The sequence below is a fragment of the Pseudarthrobacter sp. 1G09 genome (assembly GCF_050038305.1).
Taxonomy (GTDB): domain Bacteria; phylum Actinomycetota; class Actinomycetes; order Actinomycetales; family Micrococcaceae; genus Arthrobacter; species Arthrobacter equi.
In genome coordinates this window covers 2,849,521-2,872,516 of the sequence record NZ_CP188306.1, presented here as the reverse complement: position 1 = coordinate 2,872,516, position 22,996 = coordinate 2,849,521, and the positions used below count along the sequence as shown (strand labels likewise).

Here is a 22,996-nt window from a genome sequence, read left to right as displayed (position 1 = left end):
GTTGGCGGCGCGAGGATGTTCGCCTCGGGGTGGATGATGGTCCCTTATCGTCAAAGTTTTGTGGCACGGCGTGCCGCTCTGGCCGCTGTGCCACTGAATTTTCGGAGGATTCTTGTCCTGGTTTGATACAGTCCCTCAGTTCGTCCTGGCAGCGGCTTTGCTGTTTGTTCCGGGACTCGCCGTAGGTGCGGCAGCCAGGCTGAGGGGATTCCGTATCTTCGCCTTGGCACCGGGAATCAGCGTGTCTATCGTAGCCATGGCAGCGATCGTGGCTCCGTTCGCGGGAATCCAGTGGTCGCTGCCGCCAGTCCTTGTTATCACTGCGATTCTGGCCGGACTCGCCTTTGCAGCGTCGGTTGCAGTGGCGAAGAAAGGCGCGGCAGTTCAACCGCATGACGGCGGCAACCGGCGTTGGGTCCTGGGTTCCATCATGTTGGCGGTTGTCATGGCAGCCTTTCTGGTTTCGCGCCGGCTTGTGGAAGCCATCGGCCACCCGGAGTCATTTTCACAAACCTTTGACAATGTCTTTCATCTGAACGCTATCCGGTACATCCTCGATACCGGTTCAGGCTCCTCCCTGACGCTCAATGAGATGACCGGTGCGGCCTCATACCCTGCGGCATGGCATGACCTTGTCTCATTGCTGGTCAGCGTTGGCGGCGGCGGAATACCGGTCTCGGTCAACGTGATCAACATTGTCGTCGCCGCCGTTGTCTGGCCCTCGGGCTGCCTCTATCTCGCACGGACTCTCTGGGGAAACCGCCCCGCGGTCGTCCTGTCCGCCGGTGTCCTGTCTGCCGGCTTTGGCGCCTTTCCCATTTCGCTGCTGGATTTTGGGGTGTTGTACCCGAATTTCCTTGCCGTCGCCCTCCTGCCCCTGGTTCTGGCCGTCTCGCTTGAAGTTCTCGGATTGTCCGCGGTGCCGGTCCATTCCAGGATCATCGGAGCACTCGTCCTCCTCGCAGTACTCCCGGGCGTCGCCCTCGCCCACCCCAGCGCCGCCATGGCCTGGATTGCCCTGACAACTCCGCCCGCGGTTTTCGTCTACGTGCGCCTTCTGGTGCGAACATGGACTTCGGCGCGCGGGCGAACCCGCTGGACAGCCACGGCGGCCCTTCTGGCGTTGGGCGTGACCGCCGTCGTCGTTGTACGCATTCTCTGGGACCTCGTCCGGCCACCGGCGGAGGCTGCCTTCTGGCCGCCCGTTGAGAGTAGCGGTCAGGCCATTGGAGAAGTCATCGCCAGCTCCGCGATTGGCCGCCCCGTGGCGTGGGCCGTCATGGCACTGACCCTCGTTGGTATCTTCGTGGTAATCAGGTCCGGCCGGCAGCTGTGGTGGTTGGGAACGTATGGCGTCGCGGCGTTCCTCTTTGTTGTGGTCAGCTCCTTCCCCGCCGACGACTTCCGGGCCTACTGGACGGGAATCTGGTACAACGATCCTCCCCGGCTTGCCGCTCTCTTGCCGTTGGTGACCATTCCCCTTGCCACCCGTGGTGCTGTTTGCTCTTGGGAGCTCCTGCTTCGGGGCGTCACCCGCAGCGCGGGGATTGTGCAGCGGAAGACTGCAGCGGAACGGGGCAAACCCTTTGAAAAGGGCGCCCGTGTACCGCAGGCAACCTACATGGTGGTTGCCGGCCTGATTGCCGTTCTGGCGCTGGGTGTGCTCACACAGCGTGGAAGCGTGCGCCAGGCGCAGGACTCCATGGCCGGCTCATACAGGCTTTCCGCTGACTCACCCCTGATCTCCAGTGATGAATTGGAGCTGATTGACCGCCTGTCGGAGGAAGTGCCGGAGGATGCCGTTATGGTGGGGAACCCCTGGAACGGCAGTTCCCTGGCTTATGCCCTGGCAGACCGGAAGCTCATCCAGCTGCACATCCTTAGCGCCGTTCCTGACGGGACGGGAGCGCTCCTTAACGGGCCTACCCCGTCGAAAGACGATCCCGCGGTATGCCCTGCGGTCCAAAAACTGAACATCGATTACATACTGGACTTCGGCCACCGTGAAGTGCACGGCCGGGACAGCGGTTACAAGGGGCTGGACAGCCTCATTGCCGCAGGCATGGCCACTCTTGAAGATTCGGAAGGCGACGCAAAGCTTTACAAGCTGCAGCTTTGCGGCAACTGAGCGAGGGACCCACCAGCGCCACGTACCGTGGCGTTGACGGAAACTGGTGCTGGGCTACGCCTTTTTAAGCAGGCGTAGCCCAGGCACCAGCAGGCCCAGGAAAAGTATTGCCTCGCTGAGGGCCATTGCCAGCGCGATGCCATCCGCCCATCCCCGGGTCGCAGCAATAAACATGAGGGTAATTCCGATGACGGCCGAGATCAGCGTCCAAACAAGAATGAGGCGCTGGCGGCCCTGCGGGAGCAGGAGGTTGCGGATGAACGGAGTGCTGGCGGAGATGAAAAGGAATGACAGGCCGTAGAGAGCGCATGTCGCTTGGCCGGCCTTGTTGACGGATCCAAGGATGATCTCTGTAGCCAGCGGTCCCAGGATAGCCAGGAAGGCAGCTCCCGCCAGCCCCAAAGCAAGGTGGGACACAATGGCGGCGGCGTGGCGCTTTTTCGGGCTGGCCTCCTGCGGCTCCAAAGTCCAGCCTTGGAACGTATTGCCCAAAGCCATCACGGAGAAGAGACCGAAACGGTAGACCGTGTCCGCGGAACTGAATCCAGCCATAACTGTGTTGGGCACAAAGGCCTGTCCTATTGGAACAGGTGTTGCTGCATAGGTTGTGCCGGACAGGCTGATGGCAGCCGGTCCGAAGTGTTGGCGCAAGTAGCGCCAAGTTCCGCCCCAGGACGTGAAGGTCTTACCCCGCTCCGGGACTACGATGCGGTGGAATATGACCAGGCTCACGCCAACGCTGGCAAGCAGGATGACTCCGTACAGCCAAATATGAGTCGTCAGCAAGATCACGGGGACGGCTACAATTGTGGCCGCCACCCGGGGAAGCGCGTCGAATGTTGCCAGAAGGGCAGGCTTTCCTGCACCGATGCAAAACCAGGCCGGGGATAGCCCAGTAACAGCGGTTGTCAGGGACATCGCTGCGCCATCCAGCCGATGGTCAGGGGCCGCCAACAGCCAGGCCAGTATGAACACAAAGGGGAAAACCAAGGCAGACAGGGCCAGCCTGGTTCTCAGGCTTTGCCGGTAAACCTCGGCGCGGTGCTGCGGCGAAGGGTTCTGGGCTATCTCGACTGGGCCGAGGGTGTTCCAACTCCACGCGATGACTGCACCGCCAAAGGCCCCGATGGCCTGCCCTGAGGCGACGGTAGACCAGCCGCCCTCCCCGGCGACGCGCGACACGATGGGAACAAGAAGGAACGGGGTCAGTATCGACACCAGGGGCAACCCCGTAAAGCCGGCCAATCTTAACAACACAGCTTTCATGCTTTATGTGCTTCCTTCTGTTGGTATTGCCGGCTGGCCGTGGGGCAGTTCCGTCCGGCGATGCAGAATCGTTTTGCTGCGCGTGCCAGGGCTGTGTGCGTGTATGTTTGACGATCCCGAACCACATCGCGGCGGAGCGCCGCCCCAGGTCTCTAACGCCGGTGCTCCCGGAACGACATCGGGTTACCGTGAATTGCTGATCCCACTGTGCCGCTTCCATGGGAGCACGACGCCGAGGTAAATCTCCGCAGCCCGGATGGGGGCCACGTTCTTACGCTGCACCCCGTCCTGCAGGGACCTGAACAGGCGCCAGGCCCGGGGCCGTGCATACAGGTTCAGGGCATCCTGCAATTCCGGGTTCGTGGAGGTGCCGGCCTGCACAGAGCGTGCCAACAGAGTCCTCGCCATGAGCGTCCGCCATCCGAGCCCGGTCTTGTAGATGATGCTGCAGATACTCCGCGGTGAGGTGCTTCCTTCGTACCGCTTCACGAAACGGAGAGTGTTCCGTATGGAAGTGGGCAGGCTTTGCCGCGATTCGCCCACCACGTTGCCGCCGTGCTGGATGTAATCCTGCAACACCTCGTCAAGGATGCTGATGCCTCCGGAGGCGAGGGCGCACAGCGCAAGCCAGTGGTCGTGATACTGGGATGGCGCTGCCAGCGAAGGGAAGGGGAGAGCCGTCTCAAGCACTTCGCGCCGGAATACGCACAGGGATCCGGTGACCTGGTTAGTGGCGATGAGGTCCGCAGCCCCAACATTTTTCCTATCGGTGAGGGTCCCCCTTGCGGGGTCCGGGTCGGTTGCGGAGATTTCAGGCGACACCACCCGTGCCTGCCCTGTAACCAAGGCGGCACCGTCAAGGCGGGGGAGAAGCGCCGCCAGTTTCCCGGGATACCAGTAGTCATCCTGGTCGCTGAGGGCAACCCAGCGGGCCTCTTCCGGAACGGCTCTGAGGGCGCGCTCGAAATTGTGGTGGAACCCGAGCCGGTTGCTGTATCCGAGAACCTGGAAGCGGTCATCCCCGCCACAAATCTGCCGGACCATATCCGCAACCTGCTGGTAGTCGCCGTCCACCGAGATGAGACAAACGAAATCCGTGTGGGTCTGTGCCTGGATTGACAGGAGTTGGCGCGCAAACATGGGCTGGTCCGGCTTGTAGGCGGCCAGGGCCACCGCGCCGAAGGTTCCGGCGTAAGTGCCCGCCCCGGATGGGTGGGGCGCAGGGGTCCCTTGCGATGTCATGGAGTTCCCGGCTTCCTGCCCAGGGCCACAAAAATGGCGCGAAGGAGCATGATCCTTGCCCGCAGGATCACCGCGACCGGGCGGCGGGATTTGGGGGTCGTATTCTCGTCGTGCAGCCGACGGGCAACGGTGGGGGCTGCCACGTGGGCCATGCTGCGGTTGAGGTTGGCAACGATGGCGATCCATTGATCGTGGGTTTCGGTGAGGAACTCCGGGAAGGGGAGGATCTGTTTCTTGGCTGCCGCCCGGAATGCCATGGTGCACCCGTAGTAGGGGCGGATGCCTATCCACGTGGTGACCAGGTTGGCCACCCACCGGCCGCTGTCCGATTCCTTGAGCTGGACCTTGTGATACCTGTTGGCCGGGCCGCCGAACACGGTGAAGTTGCTGGCGGCGAAGTCCTTAGCCTGCAGGGCATCCACCAGCGTCTCGACGCGTCCGGGGAGCCAGATGTCGTCCTGGTCCGACAGCATGATGTACTCGCCCCTGCTGGCCGAGACTGCCTTTTCGAAACTGGCAACATAACCCTTGTTTTCCGCGCTTGGCAGGAGAACTATGCGCGGGTCCTCAAGGCGACGGACGACGTCGAGCGTGGAGTCCTTTGACGCATCGTCCACGATGATGAGCTCGTCCTGTGGTGACAGCTGCGAAAGGATGGATTGAATCTGTTCTGCAACGTACTCCTGGCCGTTGTACGTTGCCATGCACACGGATACCCGCACAGCGCCGGCCCCGCTCACGCGCTGATCTTCCGCTGGAACGAGGGATCGATCTTACCGAGCCGTCCGAGCCAGCCATCCACGAAGCCGCGGGCAAACGCCCGGTACTGCCCCTTCCGATTGGCGCCGTACAGCATCCTGAAGACGTCACTTTCCACTTGGAAGCGGAGCCGGCGGAGCAGCCAGACCGGGAATCTTGCGCCGTACTGCCGCCAGAGGTGGATGTTGTTCCGGGTCATGTAGTACACCCGAAAAGGGGCATGCGAATGCACGTGGCGCTTTCGGCCCAAAACGCTGACATGCCATCCGAAAAGCATCATTGGCTGTGCCTGGCCAAGGGCATGCGTCATGTTGCACCCCTTGCCCACGAGGGTGGCCAGGCCGTGGGACCTGACACGGAGATTGAATTCAGAATCTACGCAGTCAATGAACAACCTGCCGTCGAGCATTCCGGCTGTTTTGAGCGTGGTTACCGGGATGACGGCGCCGGACTGCAGGGGGTCAAAGGCTTCGGGAAACCGTGCCCTCCTGGCCAGCAGCGGAACGTTGAGGCCGTTGTGCGACTGGGCACTGACCAGGCCGACGTCGACCCCGTTGGCACTTGCCTCCGCGTAGGTGGCCAACGCCGCAGCGATGTATCCATCATCAAGCGCGGAGTCCTGGTCAAGCGTGACGAGGAAATCCGGAGACCATGCCTTGAGCGCTTCATCGATTCCTGCGTTGAGTGCTGCTGCAATTCCCACGTTCTCAGGCATGCGCAGCACGGTGCATCCCAGCGCTTCCAGGGCGTCCAGCACGCTGCTCGTTTGCTGGGGGTCGGAACCGTCGTCGACAACAACTGTGTGGACGACTTGCTGGTTGAGTTTTTCGACCCTCTCGGGAAGGTCCTGGGGAGGGTGGAAAGCTGAGATAACAGCCACCACCCGCGGGTCACTCTGGTGCGTCACGTCTTATAGTTCCTTCTCGCTTACCCAAATAGACCGTTCCGATGCGTCAGGGAACTGTCAGACAGCAGGCTTCAGTCTATCGTCGGGGCGGAGGGGCCTCCATTTGCCCAGGTGCAGGGGCCGGGACAGGCAGCTGGAAGCTGCCCGCACAGGCCGACACGGTAGCATTGACCGGGGTGCTCATCTCCGGGCAAACAGATCCAACCCTGTGAATCTTCAAGAAAAGGACCTACCTGGCACATGGCCATTGATGTATTGCTTCCGTACTACGGCGACGTCGACCTGATGAAACTTGCGGCGCAAAGCGTCATGAGCCAGCAGTTCGAGGATTGGCGCCTCATCGTGGTCGACGACGGATACCCCAGCCCGGAACCCCAGCGTTGGTTCGAATCCATGTCTGACCCGCGGGTCAGCTACCAGAAGAACGAAGAGAACCTCGGCGCCAACGGCAATTACCGCAAGGCGCTGGAACTGGCCGAAGCTCCCATTGTTGTGGTCATGGGTGCCGACGACATCATGCTGCCGAACTACCTGGACGTCGTGTCCAAGGCGTTCGAAGCCTACCCCGAGGCCAGCGTTGTCCAGCCCGGTGTTCAGGTTATCGATGAGCAAGGGCGTGCATGCTCCCCGCTGGTGGACATCGTCAAGAAGGTATACGCACCCTCCACCAAGTCCACAGTCCTGCTGCAGGGCGAAAAGATGGCCACCAGCCTTGTCCGGGCCGACTGGGCGTACTTCCCGTCCCTGGCCTGGCGCACGGATGTTATCCGCCGTATCGGCTTCACGGAGGGTTTGCACGTGGTGCAGGACCTTGCGCTGCTGTTGGATATTGCAGCCGAAGGCGGCTCGATGGTGGTTGACCCGACGCTCGCGTTCCTCTACCGCCGGCACTCTGCATCGGACTCGTCGGTCAAGGCACTTGACGGGCGCCGGTTCGATGAAGAGCGCGCGTACTTCGAAGGACAGGCACGGCGTTTCCGGGAACTTGGCTGGAACGGAACGGCGCGCGCTGCGGCCTTCCACACGACGTCGCGGTTGAATGCAGCCACCCTGGTTGCCCGCTCCCTGATGATCGGGAAAACCGATTCGCTGCCCAGGCTGCTGAAGCACGTGGTTTCCTAGCGGACTGCGTAAAAAAGGTGGCTGCCCCAGATCCTGGGGCAGCCACCTTCTTTCGTTAGGCCGTTGATTCGGGTGGGAGCGTTTCCGGGTGTGTTCCGTTCCCGGCGGTTGTGCCACCCTGCGTCAGGCTCTCTTCCAGCTGAAGGACTTTGAGCCGAAGGATCCCCACTTCCTCCGCCAGGACGCGGACTTCGTCTTCCGCCTGGGACTGTTCGAAGGACAGGTGCAGGCAAACGGACACCAGCAGTACGATCGCCATGGCGAACAGTAGGTTTGATGGCACCTTCACGCCGAGCACTCCGCTTGACCAGAAGAGAAGCTGCGGAAAGGCCACCAGCACCAGGACGCCAATCCCAATGATGATCCAGATGACGGCGTACTTTTCGCGCAGGTGACGGCGGCGCAGCATTTCGAAAATGATCAGCAGAATGACCAGCACAAAGATGAAGCCAACGAGGGTGGCCATGGAAACTCCTAGTTGGACGACGGTTCGTTCTTCTTGCGCGTCAACGCAAAGAGGAGGGCAAAGGCTGACCGGCCCAGGTAGATGGCGGCCTTGACGGGGTCGTGGCTTGGGGTCCCGCCCTGCCGTTCGCGCATCGAGACGCCCACCTGGCGAACGGTACACCCCGACCGGATGGCGACGACCAGGGAATCGATGGTGTCGCCCAGGTATTCGGCGGGGTAGTGGTCCACGTACTGGCGGATGGCCTTGGCATTGGCAGCGCGGAAACCGGACGTCACGTCCGTGAGCCGCGTGCCCGCAATCCGCGAGATGGTCCAGGCCAGGACGTTCATGGCCCACTTGCGGGGGCCCCTGACGGTGTACGTGCCCTTGTCCGCGAACCTGGCCCCGATGACGATGTCCGCTTCCTGCAGGCCGTCGAGGACGGCCTTGATATCACGAGGATCATGCTGGCCATCGGAGTCCACCTGGATGACCCGGGTGTAGCCGTGCATTTTTGCGTACTTGAAGCCGGTCCTCATCGCTCCGCCCACCCCCATGTTGAACGGGAGCTGCACCACCAGTGCGCCGGCGTCGCGGGCAACCTGGGCAGTGTTGTCGCGTGAGCCGTCGTCCACGACGAGGACGCTGCAGTCAGGGCCGAACTCGAACACTTCCCGGATGGTGCCGCCGATGGCCTCCGACTCGTTCCAGGCCGGCATGATCACCAGGGTGCGGTGGGCTTGCTCTGCAGGAGTCATGCTTTATCGTTTTCCGCCTTTAGGTAGGCAGTCAGCCGCTCATCGGCATTGGCGACATCAAAACCCGTGGAGTGTGCCTTCGCCAGGTTCAGGGCACTCTTGAGCGGTCGGGGAGCGGCGGCCTTGTCCTTGAAGTATTCAGCAGTGGTGATTCCAGTGACATCAGTCCTGGAGGCGCCGGCCTGCTCATAGACGTCCGCCGCTATGTCGGCCCAGCTTTTTACGGGTCCCGCGTTGCTGAAGTTGTAGGTTCCGTACGCGGCTTCGGTGGTCAGCAGGTGGCTGATGAAAGCTGCGATGTCCTGGGTGAAGGTCAGGCGGCCGGTCTGGTCATTGACCACCGCCGGCTTGATTCCCCTGCCGGCGAGGCTGGCCATGGTCCGGACAAAGTTGTTGCCTTCACCGATAACCCAGCTTGTACGCACGATGTAGTGGCGGGGAACGACACCTGCCACCGCCTCGCCTGCAGCCTTGGTTTGGCCGTAAACGCCCAGGGGGGTGAGGGGCTCGTCCTCGTCGTGGTTGTCCCGGCTCCCGTCAAAGACGTAGTCCGACGAGACGTGGACCAGCGTGAGGTCATGTTCGACGGCGGTGCGCGCCAGGTTGGCGACGGCCTTCACGTTGATGGCCCAGGCGGCAGCCCGGCCTTCCTCGGATTCGGCAGCGTCCACAGCGGTGTAGGCCGCGGCGTTGACGATGGCGGAGTAATTCTTCCAGTTCCGGTTCTTAAACGAATCCTCCCGGGCGAGATCGAACTCAACGCGGCCGGCGAACTCAACCCTGGCGTCGCCGTCGTACTGTTCTCGCAGTGCCTTGCCCAGCTGGCCGTCGGCGCCAACGACGAGGATCTTCCTGGCCGGCATCGGGGCGACGTCTGCCATCCGCGGGTGGGCTTTGTCCTTGTCGGAGAGTTCGGCCTGGTCCAGCGGGATCGGCCAGGAAATGGCAGCCGTTTCGTCAGCCAGGTTCAGGAAGGTGTACTGTCCCTGGGCATCGGCGGACCAGTGGTCGTTGACCAGGTAGGTGTAAGCCGTGTTGTCCTCGAGGGTCTGGAAGGCATTGCCGACACCGCGCGGAATGAAGATGGCCTGGCTGGGGTCCAGCTCCGCGGTGAAGACAGCGCCGAATGAGGGCCCTTCACGCAGGTCAACCCAGGCCCCGAAGATCCGCCCCGTGGCAACGGAGATGAACTTGTCCCAGGGCTCGGCGTGGATGCCGCGGGTGGTCCCGGCTTTTTCGTTGAAAGAGATGTTGTTCTGGACCGGCCGGAAGTCCGGCAGTCCCAGGGCAACCATCTTTTCCCGCTGCCAGTTCTCCTTGAACCAGCCGCGGTTGTCGCCGTGGACCGGGAGGTCGTAGAGAACGACGCCGGGAATGGGTGTTGTGTGGCCGGAAAGCTTTTTCGAGAACTCCAGAGACATGGACTACTGGCCCTGTTCCTTGTATTTGGCTTCGGTGGCGGCTTTTTGCGGGCGCCACCACTGTTCGTTGTTGCGGTACCAGTCGATGGTGTCTTCGATGCCGGCGTCGAAGTTGGAGAACTGGGGTTCCCAGCCAAGTTCGTTGCGGAGCTTGGTGGAGTCGATGGCGTACCGCAGGTCGTGGCCGGGACGGTCCACTACATGGTCGTACGCGTCCGGGGCCAGGCCCATGTGCTTGAGGATCAGTTCAACGACGTCCTTGTTGTTCTTCTCACCGTCAGCACCGATCAGGTACGTTTCCCCGATGGTTCCCTTGGCGATGATGGCCAGGACGGCGGAGGAGTGGTCGTTGGCGTGGATCCAGTCACGGACGTTCTCGCCCTTGCCGTAAAGCTTGGGACGGATTCCGTCGATCACGTTGGTGATCTGCCGCGGAATGAACTTCTCCACGTGCTGGTATGGGCCGTAGTTGTTCGAGCAGTTGCTGATGGTTGCCTGCAGCCCGAAGGAGCGCACCCAGGCGCGGACCAGGAGGTCTGAGCCGGCCTTCGTGGACGAGTACGGGCTGGAGGGGTTGTACGGGGTCTGCTCGGTGAACCGCTCGGGATCGTCCAGCTCGAGGTCGCCGTAGACCTCGTCGGTGGAGATGTGGTGGAAGCGCTTGCCGTGCTTCCGGGCCGCTTCGATCAGCGTGTAGGTGCCGATGATGTTGGTGTCCAGGAAGGGGCGGGGGTCGTGCAGGGAATTGTCATTGTGCGATTCTGCTGCGTAGTGGACCACGACGTCGGTGCCTGCGACCAGGCCGTCCACGATGCCGGCGTCGGCGATGTCACCCTCAACAAAGGTGAAGCGGTCCTCGGGCAGGCCGCGCAGTGATTCAAGATTGCCGGCGTAGGTCAGCTTGTCCAGAACAGTGACATGGTCATCAGTGTTTTCCAATACATAGTGGACAAAGTTTGAGCCAATGAAGCCGGCTCCGCCGGTCACAAGAAGTCGCTGCATAATTCCCAAGGGTACCGGATTTGCCGCTGCACTTAGCGAAGGGAAAGATGGGGGCATGCGCGGAATAATACTTGCCGGCGGAACCGGCTCAAGGCTTCACCCCATCACACTGGGTGTCAGCAAGCAGTTGGTCCCTGTCTATGACAAGCCGATGATCTACTACCCGCTGTCGACCCTCATCCTCGCCGGGATCCGGGACATTCTTATTATCACCACCCCGCATGACGCCGAACAGTTCGAGCGGCTTCTCGGGGATGGCTCCCGATTCGGCGTCTCCATCACCTACAAGCAGCAGCCCTCGCCGGATGGCCTGGCCCAGGCATTTGTCCTCGGCGCAGAGCACATCGGCGACGACAGCGTGGCCCTCGTGCTGGGCGACAACATCTTCTACGGCCAAGGCATGGGTACCCAGCTGCGCCGGTTCAAGACTATCGACGGCGGTGCGGTCTTCGGGTACTGGGTCAAGGATCCGTCGGCCTACGGCGTGGTCGAGTTCGATGAACTGGGCAAGGCCCTGTCCCTGGAAGAAAAGCCAGCTGCACCGAAGAGCCACTACGCGGTGCCCGGACTGTACTTCTACGACAACAACGTGGTGGACATCGCCAAAAACCTGAAGCCGTCGGCCCGTGGAGAGCTTGAGATCACGGATGTTAACCGTAAGTATCTCGAAGCCGGAAAGCTGCAGGTGGAGATCCTGCCACGGGGAACTGCCTGGTTGGACACCGGGACATTCAATGACCTGAACGACGCTTCAAACTTCATCCGTACCGTCGAGAACCGGCAAGGCCTCAAGATCGGGGCGCCGGAAGAGATCTCGTGGCGCCTGGGCTTCCTGACGGACGACGAGTTGAGGGAACGCGCCGAGCCGCTCGTCAAGAGCGGTTACGGGGCGTACCTCCTGGAGTTGCTTGCCGAGAGCAACAACTAGCTGGAGCCAACAGAAAGAGGGGTGAAGCCGAGCTTCACCCCTCTTTCCGTTGTCCGGGCAGCCCTAGTACGTCAGGGTCCGGCAACCCAGCGCCGTGTTACCGGTGGTGAAGGGGGACACTCCGATCCCGTAGGTGCACAACGTATATGTTCCACGGACCGTGGTTTTGACGTTGACTGAATATCCGTGGGTACCCGTGATGCCGAAAGCCTTGTTTGCATCAGGCCGGTCCACCGTCGTTGAGAAAACGTATCCCGTGGTCTTGCCGTCGGGGCCGGTGACATAAGCGTGAACAGGATTCGAAAGCGTGGGCATATCCGGGTCGTAGGTCCACCCCGTCGCCTCCAGCGAGGTAACCCCCGCCGCCGTCTTTATTGCTACAGAGTCGAGCACGCCCACTGGTACACCACTCTTGCCGGCGTCAGCCGTGCGGCAGCCGATCAACGGGTTGTTGGACGCCAAGGGGCTGGGTGCGATGGCGTAAGCACAGGCAGTGTAGACGCCGGGGCTGGTGATGGGGATCGAGGGAGCGAAGCCGTGGTCGCCCGCCACGCCGAACGCAGTATTGACGTCAGCCCTGGGGCGTGAGGCGTTGAAGGCATAGCCCTTAGTGGTTCCATCCGGTGAGGTCACATATACGTGCACGTCGATGGACCGCGAGGCATCTGCCTTATCCACGGCCCAGCCGGCGAGGGACAGCGAGGCAGCGGTGTTCGTCTTGTTGACAGTCAGGCTGTCGAGGCTACCGATTGGTGGTGCGACCGCTCCGACATCGACATTGCGGCAGGACAGCAGGGGGTTTCCGGGGGCAAGCGGGCTGAGCGCTATGGCATAAGAGCAGACCTTGTACTGTCCGGGCGCCGTGATGGGTATGGCCGCGGCAAAGCCATGGTTCCCCGTCACTCCAAGGGCGTTGTTGACGTCGGCCCGGGCCTGGGCGGCGGAGAACGGGTAGTTCTTGGTGGTGCCGTCCGGCGAGGTCACATAGACGTGGACAGAGATGGACCGTGTTGAGTCCCCGCGGTCCAGCGCCCAACCACGGACTGAAAGTGCGGCTGTGGTGGACGTCTTTATCAGGGACGCGTCATCAAAACTGCCGATTGGGGCGGCCGCCGGGGCGAAGTTCAGCTGCCTGCAGCCGATCTCGGTGTTGCTGTACTGGCCGATGGCATAAACGCAGAGTTTGTAGCTGCCGGGCGCCGTGATGGGAATATCGCGTTGGTAGCCATGATTGGGGCCCATCCCCAACGCCTGGTCGACGTCGGGTCGCGACAAGTTCGCGGGCATCACGTAACCGGTCCTGGTACCGTCCGGCGCCGTCAGGTAGGCATGGGCTTCTGTTGCCGTGGTCGGGTTGGCACCGTCGATTGCCCAGCCACGAAGCGAAAGCGTGACCTTGTCTGCGCTCCGCACTTCCTTGGCGTCATCAATGCTGCCCATGGGCGACTCAACGCCCTTTGCATCAATCGACTTACAGCCAATTTCAGTATTGCTGAAGGCGCCAATGGCGTAGGCGCAGACCTGGTAGGTTCCGGATTTTTGGATCTGGATGCCTTGCTGGAAGCCATGTTGCCCGGTGACTCCAAGGGCAGCATTAACATCCGGACGGGCTACGTTGGCGGGGAGTGCATAGCCGGTGCGCACGCCATCCGGGCCGGTGACATAGACATGTGCCTGCGTTGAGGCAGAAGAATTGGCAAAGTCGACAGCCCAGCCGCGCACGTTCAGTTGCGTAGTGGATCCGACCCGCTGCACCGACATGTCGTCGAAGGACCCGTCGGGAGCCGCGGCTCCGGCAAACGTCCGCAAGGAGGCGTAGTCGCCGTTCCAGACGTTGGAATCGCCGGCGAAGGGGCCCGTGGAGCTGTATTGCCAGATGCTGTAGGTGCTCCAGCTACCCGTTGGAACAGGGCCGGCATTGTTGGTGGCAGAGCTGGGGTAGGCGGCCATCCACAGTGGATAATCACCGAACCCGGCAGGGTTGCCCACACATTGGTTCCACCAGCTCGTGTTGGTGTAGATAACGGGAAGCCGCCCGGTCAATGAGCGCATGGTGTTTCCGAAGTCCCGGATCCAGGACTGAAGCTGCGCCGCGGACATGTTGTAGCAGGTGTTGCCGAAGTAGAAACCGTTGATCGTTCGGCCCTCGTAAGGGTTGAACTCAAAGTCCAGAACCGGCGGCATCGTGTAGCCGTCCGAGGACCAGCCGCCGCCATTTTGCACAAAGTAGCGGGCCTGGTCTGCTCCGGACGACCAGTTGGGGATGGCGAAGTGATAGGCGCCCCTGATCATTCCAACGTTCCGCGCTCCCTGGTATTGGGAACTGTAGGAGGGATTGGTGTAGTAGTTCCCTTCAGTTGCTTTCACATAGGCGAACCGGGACCCCATGTTCCACTGCTGTTTCCAGTCCACGGTTGGCTGGTGGCCGCTCACGTCGAGCCCCTGGACGCCGAAGGTGGGCATCCAGGTTCCTTCGCTGGTCAACGCTTCTGAACTGAGCTTCCGAACGGATTCCGAGGGGGCCGAGCGTACTACCCGTGCAGATCGCTGGCCCATTTCGGCCCCGCCAATCCCGACGGCTTCGGCCATGGACTGTTGGGCTTCCGGAGAGGGCGCCGGAGCCGCCGGCTCGGTGGTTGCCGCGGGCTCCTGTGATGCCGGGGCGGCTCCGCCCGGAGATGGCGAGGCGGGCGCCGGCGGTGTGGTCGGCGAACTTGCTTCGGGTACAGCCGAGGCCGTTGGTGAAGGCGCCGGTTCAACAGCCACGGCGGCGCCCGTAATTCCGGGGCTTGCCATTAGTGAGGCTGCAAGCAGCATGACCCACAGCGATTGCACGGCTGGGCGACGGGACTGAGACGGGTTCCGCTTCATATTGGCTCCGGAGACAATGTGGCGCTCTCCTGAGCGCTCATTTCGATAACTGGCCAGATGCTGCCCCCCAGGGAGGCACCTGACCGTGGTAATTCGACGAATAACGCGCTCACCATAGCACTGGTGTGACCAGCGTAACCAGTGGTTCTTTTGGGGCTCGAGTGATAAGAAGGCGGCCTTGTGGTGGTTTATCCACATTCCGGCGGATTTGACTTGTTGCGATGGTGTAGTCTCCCTAGGCTGTAGCCAATTGCACTGCCTCCGCCGGGGGCGGCAGTCAACTGGGGGAACTGGCATGGATGCTCTGGGGATAGTCGAGGACGAAGTCCGGGAACTGATCAGGCGCAGGGGGCTTGACCCGCTCAACCAATCAGGTGAAGTGCGGCGGCTAGTCGACGCCGCGGTAACGGACTACGACGAGCGGGCCCTCATGGGACCGCTTCCACCACTGGGTCCCTTGGACGCAGCCCGGCGGTTTTTGTTCGACGCAGTCGCACGCTTCGGAGTGCTCCAACCGCTGCTGGACGATCCCTCGATCGAAGAGATCTGGCTGAACGCTCCCAACGAAATCTATGTGGCACGCAACGGGGAATCAGAGTTAACCTCGCTCAGCCTTACTGAGCAGCAGGTGCGTGACATGGTGGAGAGGATGCTGAAGAGTTCCGGCAGGCGCCTGGACATGTCATCTCCGTTTGTTGACGCCGCTCTCCCTGACGGCTCCAGGCTCCACGTCGTCATTCCGGACGTGACGCGCCGCCACTGGGCCGTCAATATTCGAAAGTTTGTTGTCAAAGCGAGCCGGCTCGAACACCTGGTGGAGCTGGGCACCCTGACGCCGCAGTCGGCCCGGTTCCTAGGGGCGGCAGTGTCCAGTGGGCTCAACATCCTGGTATCAGGGGCAACCCAGGCCGGTAAGACCACCATGTTGAACTGCCTCGCCGCCAGCATCGGCAGCCGGGAGCGTGTCATCACGGTGGAGGAAATCTTTGAGCTGCAGTTTCCCCTGCGTGATGTGGTGGGACTCCAGTGCCGGCAGCCGAACCTTGAAGGAACAGGCGAGATCCCGCTCCGGCGCCTCGTCAAGGAAGCGCTGCGCATGCGGCCAGACCGCCTCGTGGTCGGTGAAGTTCGGGAGGCTGAAAGCCTTGACATGCTGATTGCGCTCAACAGCGGATTGCCGGGGATGTGTACTGTCCACGCCAACTCAGCCCATGATGCCGTCACCAAGATCTGCACGCTGCCCCTGTTGGCAGGGGAGAACATCTCGTCGGCATTCGTCGTTCCAACAGTCGCATCCTGTATTGACCTTGTGGTTCACTGCAGCCGGCTTGCCAACGGACGCCGGGAGGTGACCGAGATCCTTTCCCTTGGGCGGCGGGTTGAAAACGGGATCATTGAGTCATCACCGGTGTTCGCCATGGCCGACGGTGTTCTGCAGTCACGCGCCAACGCGATGCCTGCGATAGAGAAGTTTGCCCGCGCAGGCTATGACGTGGCAGCCCTGCTGGACCCGCGATGATGTCCGCACTGCTGGGAGCCGCAGCGGGGACGGGTCTGTTCCTTATTTGGTGGTCACTGTGGGAATCGCCGGAGCGCAAGCCCCGCCAACGGAAGCCCAGCCGGATCGCGGACCTGCTTGCCGCCGCAGGAGTCGAAAAGGTCTCCGTGGGCGGGCTGCTCGGAACCTGCCTCGGCTTGGGACTGTTCGTCGTCCTGGTGTTCTTCGCCGTGAGCAGGTCGTGGCCGATCGCTGTGTGCTTCGGGCTGTTCGCAGGCTGGTTTCCGCTCACCATCCTCCGGTGGCGCGCGAAGAAACGGACTGCACTCCTTCGCCAGCTGTGGCCTGACGTCGTTGACCATCTACGGTCAGCGATCCGGGCCGGACTCCCGTTGCCGGAGGCGCTCATCCAACTGGGTGATAGGGGGCCTGAAGAGCTCAGGCCGGTCTTTCGCGACTTCGGCGCGGACTACAGGGCCGGAGGACAGTTCGACGGTTCCCTGAACAAGCTGAAGAACCGGCTCGCCGACCCCGTGGCCGACCGGATCGTCGAAGCCTTGCGGCTGACCCGTGAGGTCGGAGGGTCGGACCTCGGCAAGTTGCTGGGAACCCTGGCGGAGTTCCTCCGCGAAAACGCCCGAACGCGCAGCGAACTCGAAGCCCGCCAGTCCTGGACCGTCAACGCCGCCCGGCTTGCCGTCGCGGCGCCATGGATTGTGATGCTTCTCCTCGCTACCCGGCCCGAGGCTGTGCAGGCATACAACACAGCCATGGGAGCGGCGGTTCTCCTCGGCGGGCTCGTGATCTCGTTGGTCTGCTACTCAACGATGCTCAGGATCGGTGCGCTGCCCCAGGATGAACGGGTGCTCCGATGATCACGGTGTCACCGGCCGCCGCCGTTTGCGGTGCCGTGCTGGGAATCGGACTGTGGCTGGTCGTTTTCAGGTCTCCGCTCATGCGGGCGACCACTCTGGCCCAGCGCATTGAGCCCCAGCTCAAATCGCAAAACCTGGAGTCGCGCCTTCTGTCCCGGGAACACACCCTGACGCCCTTCGGACCGTTGGAGCGGATCCTCCGCCCGTTTATCCGCGATGGCATCTCCGCCCTGGGAAAGATGAGTCCGGCTCCGGGGGCAACAGCCCGCAGGCTCGCGCAGGCCGGAATCAGCAAGTCAGTCATAGATTTTCGCGCCGAGCAGGTCATGTGGGCCGCCGCAGGTTTCGTCCTCACATCGGCCATTGTCGCCGTGGGGGCTGCGGCCGGAAGGTTCAACGCCCTGCTGGCTGCTGTGGCCATTATCGGCAGCGGGGTGGCGGGCTTTGTTGTCCGGGACTACTGGCTGGGTGTGCAGGTCCGCAGGAGGGAAGAGCGGATGATGGCCGAGTTTCCCAGCCTCGCCGAACTGATAGCACTGGCCGTCGGCGCAGGGGAGAGTGCCACTGGAGCCCTGGACCGGGTCTGCCGGAGCGCCAAGGGCGAGTTGTCCAAGGAGTTCTCCACGATCTTGGCAGAAACGCGGGCAGGCAAGCCCCTGGTCAACGCCCTCCAGGAGTTCTCCGCGCGTACGGACCTTGCACCTCTCGTCCGGTTCGTGGACGGAATCGTTGTTGCGGTCGAACGGGGGACACCCCTCGCAGACGTACTGCGGGCGCAGGCCCAGGATGTCCGCGACACAGCCAAGCGGGACCTGATGGAAGCCGCTGGAAAGAAGGAAATTGCCATGATGGTGCCCCTCGTCTTCGGCGTGCTTCCGCTGACGGTGGTATTTGCCGTCTTTCCCGGCATCGCCGCAATCAGCCTGGGTCTCTGATGGCGTCAACTGATCGGGACGAAAGACAGCACGCAATCCGAGGCAATGCCGTCAACGGCACTGAAAACAACAAGGGACAGGAAGAGTAAATGAAGACTCGAGTACTCCGCTGGGCAGTAATACTGATAGCGGTCGCCGCCTCACCCGGCGCTTGGGCCAGCACAGGCGTCCGGCGCGCGGCCCGGTACCGTTTCAGTGCCGTCCATTGCCGCGCGCAACAGCGGGGGCTGTCCCACGTTGCCGATGGTCCCGAGAGGGGTGACGTTCCTGGGTGGGTCATGATCACATTGATGTCCGCGGTGCTCGTGGCTGCTCTGCTGGCGCTTGCCGGTCCCGCGCTTGAGGCCATGTTCAACCAGGCAATGGACAAGGTGGGCAACTAGCCCCATGGCCACTTCCGTACGCGCCTCCGGTCGCGGTCAGCCAGGTGTCCGTGGCCAGGAACAGGGGTCGGCAGTAGTGGATTTTGTGCTGGTGGGTGGCCTGCTCACGATGTTCTTTCTGGCAATCCTCCAACTGACCCTTGTACTGCACGTCCGGAACACACTGATTGATGCTGCAGCTTCTGGCGCGCGGCACGGAACACTCGCGGACCGGGGTCCTGCTGATGCGGAAGAACGGACCCGCGGCCTCATCATGACTGCCCTGAACCCATCCTTCGCTGAGGAGATCAGCACGAGCGAAGTGACCGTCCAGGGGCTAAGCACGCTGGAAGTAACGGTCCGGGCTCCCATGCCTGTAGTGGGGTTGATCGGACCCCGGGGAATGTTGGAGGTGACAGGCCATGCCGCGGTACAACCGTGACTCACGGCGAGTGCTCCGACGTGTCTGTTGCCGGTTGCTGGAGGCACTGTGCCGGGGGCCGGAATCATCCGGCCGGCGAGCCGCCGGGAGCAATGAGCAGGGAAGTGCGGTTGTGGAGTTCACGTTCCTTGCCCTGCTGCTGATGGTCCCGCTCGTTTACTTCATCATCACCATCGGGCAGATGCAGGGTGGCTCGTTCGCTGTGGTGGGGGCGGCCGACCAGGCTGCGAAGGTCTACGTCGCCCAACCCGATAGCACGTCAGCCCAGGCGGCCGCGCAGCAGGCCGTGGCGTTGGCACTGGCCGACTTTGGACACAGCCCGGACCAGGCCTCGATGGCAACAACCTGTGACCCAGCTGACTGTCTCGCGCCGGGCACTGCTGTGACCGTCACGGTCAGGCTGTCGATCCCGCTGCCGTTCGTTCCGTTCCAGGATGGTGTCCGGCTTTCTGCCATCGAGGTGGAGGCAGCCGCTACCCAGATTGTGGGGAGGTTCCGGTGAGGGAGTCGACATCCGAGGACGGCCAGATATTGGTGATGATAGTCGGCTATGTGGCGTTGGCGCTGCTGGTGGCCACAGTCGTAATGGGAATTTCTTCCGTTTACCTGGAGCATAAGCGCCTGCTGTCACTGGCAGACGGCGCCTCTCTTGCTGCAGCGGACAGCTACACGCTGGGTGAGGTGGCTTCCCAGGGCGGCAGCCCATCTGCCGTCCTCAACCCCGCGAGGGTTCGTAGTGTCGCGGCTGACTTTGTTGCCAGGAGCCCCGCCTCGGCACGGTTTGACGCCCTGGCAGTTGCCGGGGCAACCGGCACCCCGGATGGCTCTACCGCCGTTGTGGTGCTCACCGCCGCGGTCCATCCGCCGGTGGTGAACTTCCTGGTTCCAGACGGAATCCTGATTGAAGCGACGTCGACAGCGCGCTCGCGGTTAACACGGTAGGCCGGCAAGGCCGCGGCCGGGAGCGGAGAACAGTGCCTTTCGCCGGATAGCGTAGGCTTAAACGACCATGGCCAATATTGATTTTTCCGCTGAAATCCGCGCGCTCCGCGCCACCTACGAGTCCATTGAACGGGTTACCGACATGGAGGCGCTGAGGGAAGACATCGCCGAACTCAGTGAGCGTGCGGGGGAGCCGGACCTGTGGGACGACCCCGCCGCGGCCCAGAAAATCACGTCCCGCCTCTCGCACCGGCAGTCAGAGCTGGAGCGGTTGACAACCCTGGCATCGCGCATCGATGACCTTGAAGTCCTGGTGGAGCTCGGCCAGGACGAAGGTGACGCCGACTCCATGGGAGAAGCGGCCACGGAGCTGGAGTCGATCCAAAAGGCGCTGAAGAACCTGGAGGTGGTCACCCTCCTGTCCGGCGAGTACGACGAGCGTGAAGCTGTGGTCTCGATCCGTGCGGGCGCCGGCGGCGTTGACGCCGCAGACTTCGCTGAAATGCTGATGAGGATGTATCTCCGCTGGGCAGAGCGCCACGGGTATCCCACCACTGTCATGGACACGTCATACGCCGAGGAAGCAGGGCTCAAATCGGCCACGTTCGAGGTCAAGGCCCCATACGCGTTCGGCACCCTCAGCGTTGAGGCTGGCACCCACCGGCTGGTGCGGATTAGCCCCTTCGACAACCAGGGGCGGCGCCAAACGTCCTTCGCCGCGGTGGAGGTCATTCCGCTGATCGAGCAGACAGACTCGATCGAGATCCCGGATAACGAGATTCGGGTCGATGTGTTCCGGTCTTCCGGCCCGGGCGGCCAGTCGGTCAACACCACAGACTCCGCTGTCCGGCTCACGCATATTCCCACCGGCGTAGTGGTGTCGATGCAGAATGAAAAGTCGCAGCTGCAAAACCGGGCAGCTGCACTGCGCGTCCTGCAGTCCCGCCTTCTGCTGCTGAAGAAGGAACAGGAAGACGCCGAGAAGAAGGCGCTGGCCGGGGACGTCAAGGCATCCTGGGGAGACCAGATGCGCTCATACGTCCTGAACCCGTACCAGATGGTCAAGGATCTGCGCACCGAGCACGAGGTGGGCAACACGTCGGCTGTTTTCGACGGCGAGATCGACGATTTCATAGACGCCGGAATCCGCTGGCGCACGGACAACCGCAACGCTGAGAAGTAGGGCCGGAACGCCGCTACGGCGGATCGGCTTACCGCGACACGCCCCCAAAGCCGCGTCTCAGGCAGCCAATCCTGCGTATAGTCGAGGGGCCGGGGCCCTACTTCCCCCAACGAACACCCGTGCACCGGCTGCAGAACTGGGCTGCATTCCGCATCAGCCATGCCCTGCAGGGTACTTAGGGCCATGATCCGATTCGAAAATGTCACCAAGGTCTACGACCAGAAGGCCCGGCCGGCGCTGGACTCCATCAACCTTGAGATCGACCGCGGTGAATTCGCATTCCTCGTGGGAGCATCAGGCTCCGGAAAATCAACATTCCTGCGGCTCGTGCTCAAAGAGGACCGCGCTACCTCTGGCGCCGTCTACGTGGCCGGCCAGAACGTTGCGAAGATCTCTAGCTGGCGGGTACCCCGCCTCCGCCGCGGCATCGGCGTCGTCTTCCAGGATTTCCGCCTCCTGCCTCAGAAGAACGTCTTCGCCAACGTGGCTTTCGCCATGCAGGTCATCGGCAAAAGCCGCAGCGTCATCCGCGATACCGTCCCCGAGGTCCTGAAGACCGTAGGGCTCGAAGGCAAGGAGCACCGGATGCCTCACGAGCTCTCCGGCGGTGAGCAGCAGCGTGTCGCCATTGCCCGGGCAGTCGTGAACCGCCCCGGCATCCTCCTCGCTGACGAACCGACCGGAAACCTGGACCCCACCACCTCCATGGGCATCATGGGAGTGCTGGACAAGATCAACCAGAATGGCACCACGGTGGTCATGGCCACCCATGATGACGACATCGTCAACGAAATGCGCAAACGGGTGGTGGAGCTCAAGAACGGCGTGGTGATCCGCGACGAGGCCAAGGCTCTTTACACCTCGATGATTCCGGTCATTGGGCAGTCCCGCCGGCTCAAGGACGCCAGCGGCAGGGACGAACCCGACGTCCGCCCGGCGGACGAAGGCAGTGAAGGTGAGGCGCAGCGATGAGGCTCGCATTCATCCTTTCCGAAATCGGCAGCGGCCTGCGACGCAACCTTTCGATGGTGGTCTCGGTCATTCTGGTCACGTTCGTCTCGCTGACGTTCGTGGGTGCGGCCGGAATGCTGCAGATGCAGATCAACCAGATGAAGGGCTACTGGTATGACAAAGTCCAGGTAGCCGTCTTCCTGTGCAGCGACGGCTCGACGGCCACCGGCTGCGCAGGCGGTTCGGTCACCCCGGAGCAGCAGGACAGCCTCAATACCCTGCTCGAGTCCCCGGCAGTGGCCCAATACATCAACGACTTCCAGTTCGAGTCCAAGGAAGATGCCTACAAGCACTTCAAGGACCAGTTCTCGAACTCACCGATTGTCGATTCCGTGACCCCGGACCAGTTGCCGGCTTCCTTCCGGATCAACATGAAGGACCCGGAAAAGTACGAAATCATCAGTGAAACCTTCAGTTCCCAGCCCGGAGTGGAAACCGTGATCGACCAGCGTCAGCTGCTGGAGCGGCTTTTCTCGGTGATGAACGGGGCTTCCCTCGTCGCGGTGGGCATCGCCGGTGTAATGATCGTGTGCGCCATCCTGCTGATCGCCACCACCATCCGCCTTTCGGCCTTCAGCCGCAGGCGGGAAACCGGGATCATGCGCCTCGTTGGCGCCTCGAAGACCGTCATCCAGCTGCCCTTCATCCTCGAAGGCGTCATAGCAGCGGTAATCGGTGCAGCCCTTGCCTCGGCAACGCTGTGGGCCGTGGCCCACTTCTTCCTGGGGGAGTACATGTCCAAGCAGTATCCGGACACAGCGTTCATTTCCTCGGGCCAGACACTGATCCTGGTGCCTGCACTGCTGATCCTTGGCGGATCCTTGGCTGGAATTTCGTCCCTCTTGACCCTTCGCAGATATTTGCGCGTTTAGGCTATGCAAACCGACCAAGGAATG

The 22,996-nt window shown here is 62.3% G+C and carries 22 protein-coding genes; 13 read left to right on the top strand and 9 right to left on the bottom strand.

What is annotated here, in order from left to right:
• Positions 1–112: 112 nt before the first annotated feature.
• On the top strand, positions 113–2,128 hold the full coding sequence (locus ACP3TD_RS13215; protein ID WP_426763436.1) for a DUF6541 family protein: 2,016 nt from the start codon (positions 113–115) through the stop codon (positions 2,126–2,128).
• A 54-nt stretch (positions 2,129–2,182) separates the two neighbouring features.
• On the opposite strand, the gene ACP3TD_RS13210 is transcribed toward ACP3TD_RS13215, so the two are convergent.
• The 4 genes from ACP3TD_RS13210 to ACP3TD_RS13195 all read right to left on the bottom strand — a co-directional run bounded on the left by ACP3TD_RS13210 (position 2,183) and on the right by ACP3TD_RS13195 (position 6,302).
• On the bottom strand, positions 2,183–3,394 hold the full coding sequence (locus ACP3TD_RS13210) for a lipopolysaccharide biosynthesis protein (protein WP_426763435.1): 1,212 nt from the start codon (positions 3,392–3,394) through the stop codon (positions 2,183–2,185).
• Between the two features lie 183 nt (positions 3,395–3,577).
• The gene (locus tag ACP3TD_RS13205) at positions 3,578–4,636 is read right to left on the bottom strand and encodes a glycosyltransferase (RefSeq protein WP_426763434.1); all 1,059 of its coding nucleotides are present in this window, start codon (positions 4,634–4,636) and stop codon (positions 3,578–3,580) included.
• Complete coding sequence (locus tag ACP3TD_RS13200; RefSeq protein WP_426763433.1) at positions 4,633–5,340, bottom strand: glycosyltransferase; 708 nt, start codon at positions 5,338–5,340, stop codon at positions 4,633–4,635. The genes ACP3TD_RS13205 and ACP3TD_RS13200 overlap by 4 nt, the downstream gene beginning before the upstream one ends.
• A gap of 32 nt (positions 5,341–5,372) precedes the next feature.
• Positions 5,373–6,302: a glycosyltransferase gene (locus ACP3TD_RS13195; protein WP_426763432.1), complete on the bottom strand. Its 930-nt coding sequence runs from the start codon at positions 6,300–6,302 to the stop codon at positions 5,373–5,375.
• Positions 6,303–6,542: 240 nt separating this feature from the next.
• On the opposite strand from ACP3TD_RS13195, the gene ACP3TD_RS13190 reads away from it, so the two are divergent.
• Positions 6,543–7,424 (top strand): glycosyltransferase family 2 protein, encoded by an 882-nt coding sequence (locus ACP3TD_RS13190; protein WP_056085029.1) that lies wholly within the window; start codon positions 6,543–6,545, stop codon positions 7,422–7,424.
• A 55-nt stretch (positions 7,425–7,479) separates the two neighbouring features.
• Here the strand turns inward: ACP3TD_RS13190 and ACP3TD_RS13185 are convergent, their stop codons facing one another.
• Genes ACP3TD_RS13185 through rfbB form a run of 4 tightly spaced genes read right to left on the bottom strand, consistent with a single transcriptional unit; the run spans position 7,480 to position 11,053 of the window.
• Positions 7,480–7,890 (bottom strand): DUF2304 domain-containing protein, encoded by a 411-nt coding sequence (locus tag ACP3TD_RS13185; RefSeq protein ID WP_426763431.1) that lies wholly within the window; start codon positions 7,888–7,890, stop codon positions 7,480–7,482.
• 8 nt (positions 7,891–7,898) lie between these two features.
• Positions 7,899–8,630, bottom strand: a complete 732-nt coding sequence (locus tag ACP3TD_RS13180; RefSeq protein ID WP_056085032.1) for a glycosyltransferase family 2 protein — start codon at positions 8,628–8,630, stop codon at positions 7,899–7,901.
• The gene (locus ACP3TD_RS13175) at positions 8,627–10,051 is read right to left on the bottom strand and encodes a sugar nucleotide-binding protein (protein WP_426763429.1); all 1,425 of its coding nucleotides are present in this window, start codon (positions 10,049–10,051) and stop codon (positions 8,627–8,629) included. Before ACP3TD_RS13175 ends, ACP3TD_RS13180 begins: the two co-directional genes overlap by 4 nt.
• Positions 10,052–10,054: 3 nt before the next feature.
• Positions 10,055–11,053 (bottom strand): dTDP-glucose 4,6-dehydratase, encoded by a 999-nt coding sequence (rfbB, locus tag ACP3TD_RS13170; protein WP_091721403.1) that lies wholly within the window; start codon positions 11,051–11,053, stop codon positions 10,055–10,057.
• A gap of 55 nt (positions 11,054–11,108) precedes the next feature.
• Between rfbB and rfbA the strand changes: the two genes are divergently transcribed.
• On the top strand, positions 11,109–11,981 hold the full coding sequence (gene rfbA / locus ACP3TD_RS13165) for a glucose-1-phosphate thymidylyltransferase RfbA (RefSeq protein ID WP_426763428.1): 873 nt from the start codon (positions 11,109–11,111) through the stop codon (positions 11,979–11,981).
• Between the two features lie 63 nt (positions 11,982–12,044).
• On the opposite strand, the gene ACP3TD_RS13160 is transcribed toward rfbA, so the two are convergent.
• Positions 12,045–14,852: a lysozyme gene (locus tag ACP3TD_RS13160; RefSeq protein ID WP_426763426.1), complete on the bottom strand. Its 2,808-nt coding sequence runs from the start codon at positions 14,850–14,852 to the stop codon at positions 12,045–12,047.
• A gap of 295 nt (positions 14,853–15,147) precedes the next feature.
• On the opposite strand from ACP3TD_RS13160, the gene ACP3TD_RS13155 reads away from it, so the two are divergent.
• From ACP3TD_RS13155 to ftsX, 10 genes are all read left to right on the top strand, one after another.
• Positions 15,148–16,371, top strand: coding sequence for a CpaF family protein (locus ACP3TD_RS13155; protein ID WP_377202715.1), 1,224 nt, complete (start codon positions 15,148–15,150; stop codon positions 16,369–16,371).
• Positions 16,368–17,225: a type II secretion system F family protein gene (locus tag ACP3TD_RS13150; protein WP_426763424.1), complete on the top strand. Its 858-nt coding sequence runs from the start codon at positions 16,368–16,370 to the stop codon at positions 17,223–17,225. Before ACP3TD_RS13155 ends, ACP3TD_RS13150 begins: the two co-directional genes overlap by 4 nt.
• A complete protein-coding gene (locus ACP3TD_RS13145) occupies positions 17,222–18,160 on the top strand; it encodes a type II secretion system F family protein (protein WP_426763422.1) in 939 nt (312 codons plus the stop codon). The genes ACP3TD_RS13150 and ACP3TD_RS13145 overlap by 4 nt, the downstream gene beginning before the upstream one ends.
• An 89-nt stretch (positions 18,161–18,249) precedes the next feature.
• A complete protein-coding gene (locus ACP3TD_RS13140; protein WP_426767318.1) occupies positions 18,250–18,543 on the top strand; it encodes a hypothetical protein in 294 nt (97 codons plus the stop codon).
• Between the two features lie 4 nt (positions 18,544–18,547).
• A complete protein-coding gene (locus ACP3TD_RS13135) occupies positions 18,548–18,964 on the top strand; it encodes a TadE family protein (RefSeq protein WP_426763421.1) in 417 nt (138 codons plus the stop codon).
• Positions 18,965–19,076: 112 nt separating this feature from the next.
• Positions 19,077–19,466, top strand: a complete 390-nt coding sequence (locus ACP3TD_RS13130) for a hypothetical protein (protein WP_426763419.1) — start codon at positions 19,077–19,079, stop codon at positions 19,464–19,466.
• On the top strand, positions 19,463–19,906 hold the full coding sequence (locus tag ACP3TD_RS13125) for a pilus assembly protein TadG-related protein (RefSeq protein WP_426763418.1): 444 nt from the start codon (positions 19,463–19,465) through the stop codon (positions 19,904–19,906). Before ACP3TD_RS13130 ends, ACP3TD_RS13125 begins: the two co-directional genes overlap by 4 nt.
• A gap of 67 nt (positions 19,907–19,973) precedes the next feature.
• Positions 19,974–21,089: a peptide chain release factor 2 gene (gene prfB / locus ACP3TD_RS13120; protein WP_091721272.1), complete on the top strand. Its 1,116-nt coding sequence runs from the start codon at positions 19,974–19,976 to the stop codon at positions 21,087–21,089.
• Between the two features lie 183 nt (positions 21,090–21,272).
• Positions 21,273–22,061, top strand: a complete 789-nt coding sequence (gene ftsE / locus ACP3TD_RS13115; RefSeq protein WP_426763416.1) for a cell division ATP-binding protein FtsE — start codon at positions 21,273–21,275, stop codon at positions 22,059–22,061.
• On the top strand, positions 22,058–22,972 hold the full coding sequence (gene ftsX / locus ACP3TD_RS13110) for a permease-like cell division protein FtsX (protein ID WP_015937576.1): 915 nt from the start codon (positions 22,058–22,060) through the stop codon (positions 22,970–22,972). The genes ftsE and ftsX overlap by 4 nt, the downstream gene beginning before the upstream one ends.
• Positions 22,973–22,996 lie beyond the last annotated feature (24 nt).

Excerpts from the sequence above, each read along its gene's own strand:
- ACP3TD_RS13185 (WP_426763431.1), bottom strand. The coding sequence starts at position 7,890 with ATGGCCACCCTCGTTGGCTTCATCTTTGTGCTGGTCATTCTGCTGATC.
- ACP3TD_RS13190 (WP_056085029.1), top strand. The coding sequence starts at position 6,543 with ATGGCCATTGATGTATTGCTTCCGTACTACGGCGACGTCGACCTGATG.
- ftsX (WP_015937576.1), top strand. The coding sequence starts at position 22,058 with ATGAGGCTCGCATTCATCCTTTCCGAAATCGGCAGCGGCCTGCGACGC.
- ACP3TD_RS13210 (WP_426763435.1), bottom strand. The coding sequence starts at position 3,394 with ATGAAAGCTGTGTTGTTAAGATTGGCCGGCTTTACGGGGTTGCCCCTG.
- rfbB (WP_091721403.1), bottom strand. The coding sequence starts at position 11,053 with ATGCAGCGACTTCTTGTGACCGGCGGAGCCGGCTTCATTGGCTCAAAC.
- ACP3TD_RS13150 (WP_426763424.1), top strand. The coding sequence starts at position 16,368 with ATGATGTCCGCACTGCTGGGAGCCGCAGCGGGGACGGGTCTGTTCCTT.
- ACP3TD_RS13140 (WP_426767318.1), top strand. The coding sequence starts at position 18,250 with ATGAAGACTCGAGTACTCCGCTGGGCAGTAATACTGATAGCGGTCGCC.
- ACP3TD_RS13180 (WP_056085032.1), bottom strand. The coding sequence starts at position 8,630 with ATGACTCCTGCAGAGCAAGCCCACCGCACCCTGGTGATCATGCCGGCC.
- ACP3TD_RS13135 (WP_426763421.1), top strand. The coding sequence starts at position 18,548 with ATGGCCACTTCCGTACGCGCCTCCGGTCGCGGTCAGCCAGGTGTCCGT.
- ACP3TD_RS13145 (WP_426763422.1), top strand. The coding sequence starts at position 17,222 with ATGATCACGGTGTCACCGGCCGCCGCCGTTTGCGGTGCCGTGCTGGGA.
- ACP3TD_RS13175 (WP_426763429.1), bottom strand. The coding sequence starts at position 10,051 with ATGTCTCTGGAGTTCTCGAAAAAGCTTTCCGGCCACACAACACCCATT.
- ACP3TD_RS13160 (WP_426763426.1), bottom strand. The coding sequence starts at position 14,852 with ATGAAGCGGAACCCGTCTCAGTCCCGTCGCCCAGCCGTGCAATCGCTG.
- ACP3TD_RS13200 (WP_426763433.1), bottom strand. The coding sequence starts at position 5,340 with ATGGCAACGTACAACGGCCAGGAGTACGTTGCAGAACAGATTCAATCC.
- rfbA (WP_426763428.1), top strand. The coding sequence starts at position 11,109 with ATGCGCGGAATAATACTTGCCGGCGGAACCGGCTCAAGGCTTCACCCC.
- ACP3TD_RS13205 (WP_426763434.1), bottom strand. The coding sequence starts at position 4,636 with ATGACATCGCAAGGGACCCCTGCGCCCCACCCATCCGGGGCGGGCACT.
- prfB (WP_091721272.1), top strand. The coding sequence starts at position 19,974 with ATGGCCAATATTGATTTTTCCGCTGAAATCCGCGCGCTCCGCGCCACC.
- ACP3TD_RS13155 (WP_377202715.1), top strand. The coding sequence starts at position 15,148 with ATGGATGCTCTGGGGATAGTCGAGGACGAAGTCCGGGAACTGATCAGG.
- ftsE (WP_426763416.1), top strand. The coding sequence starts at position 21,273 with ATGATCCGATTCGAAAATGTCACCAAGGTCTACGACCAGAAGGCCCGG.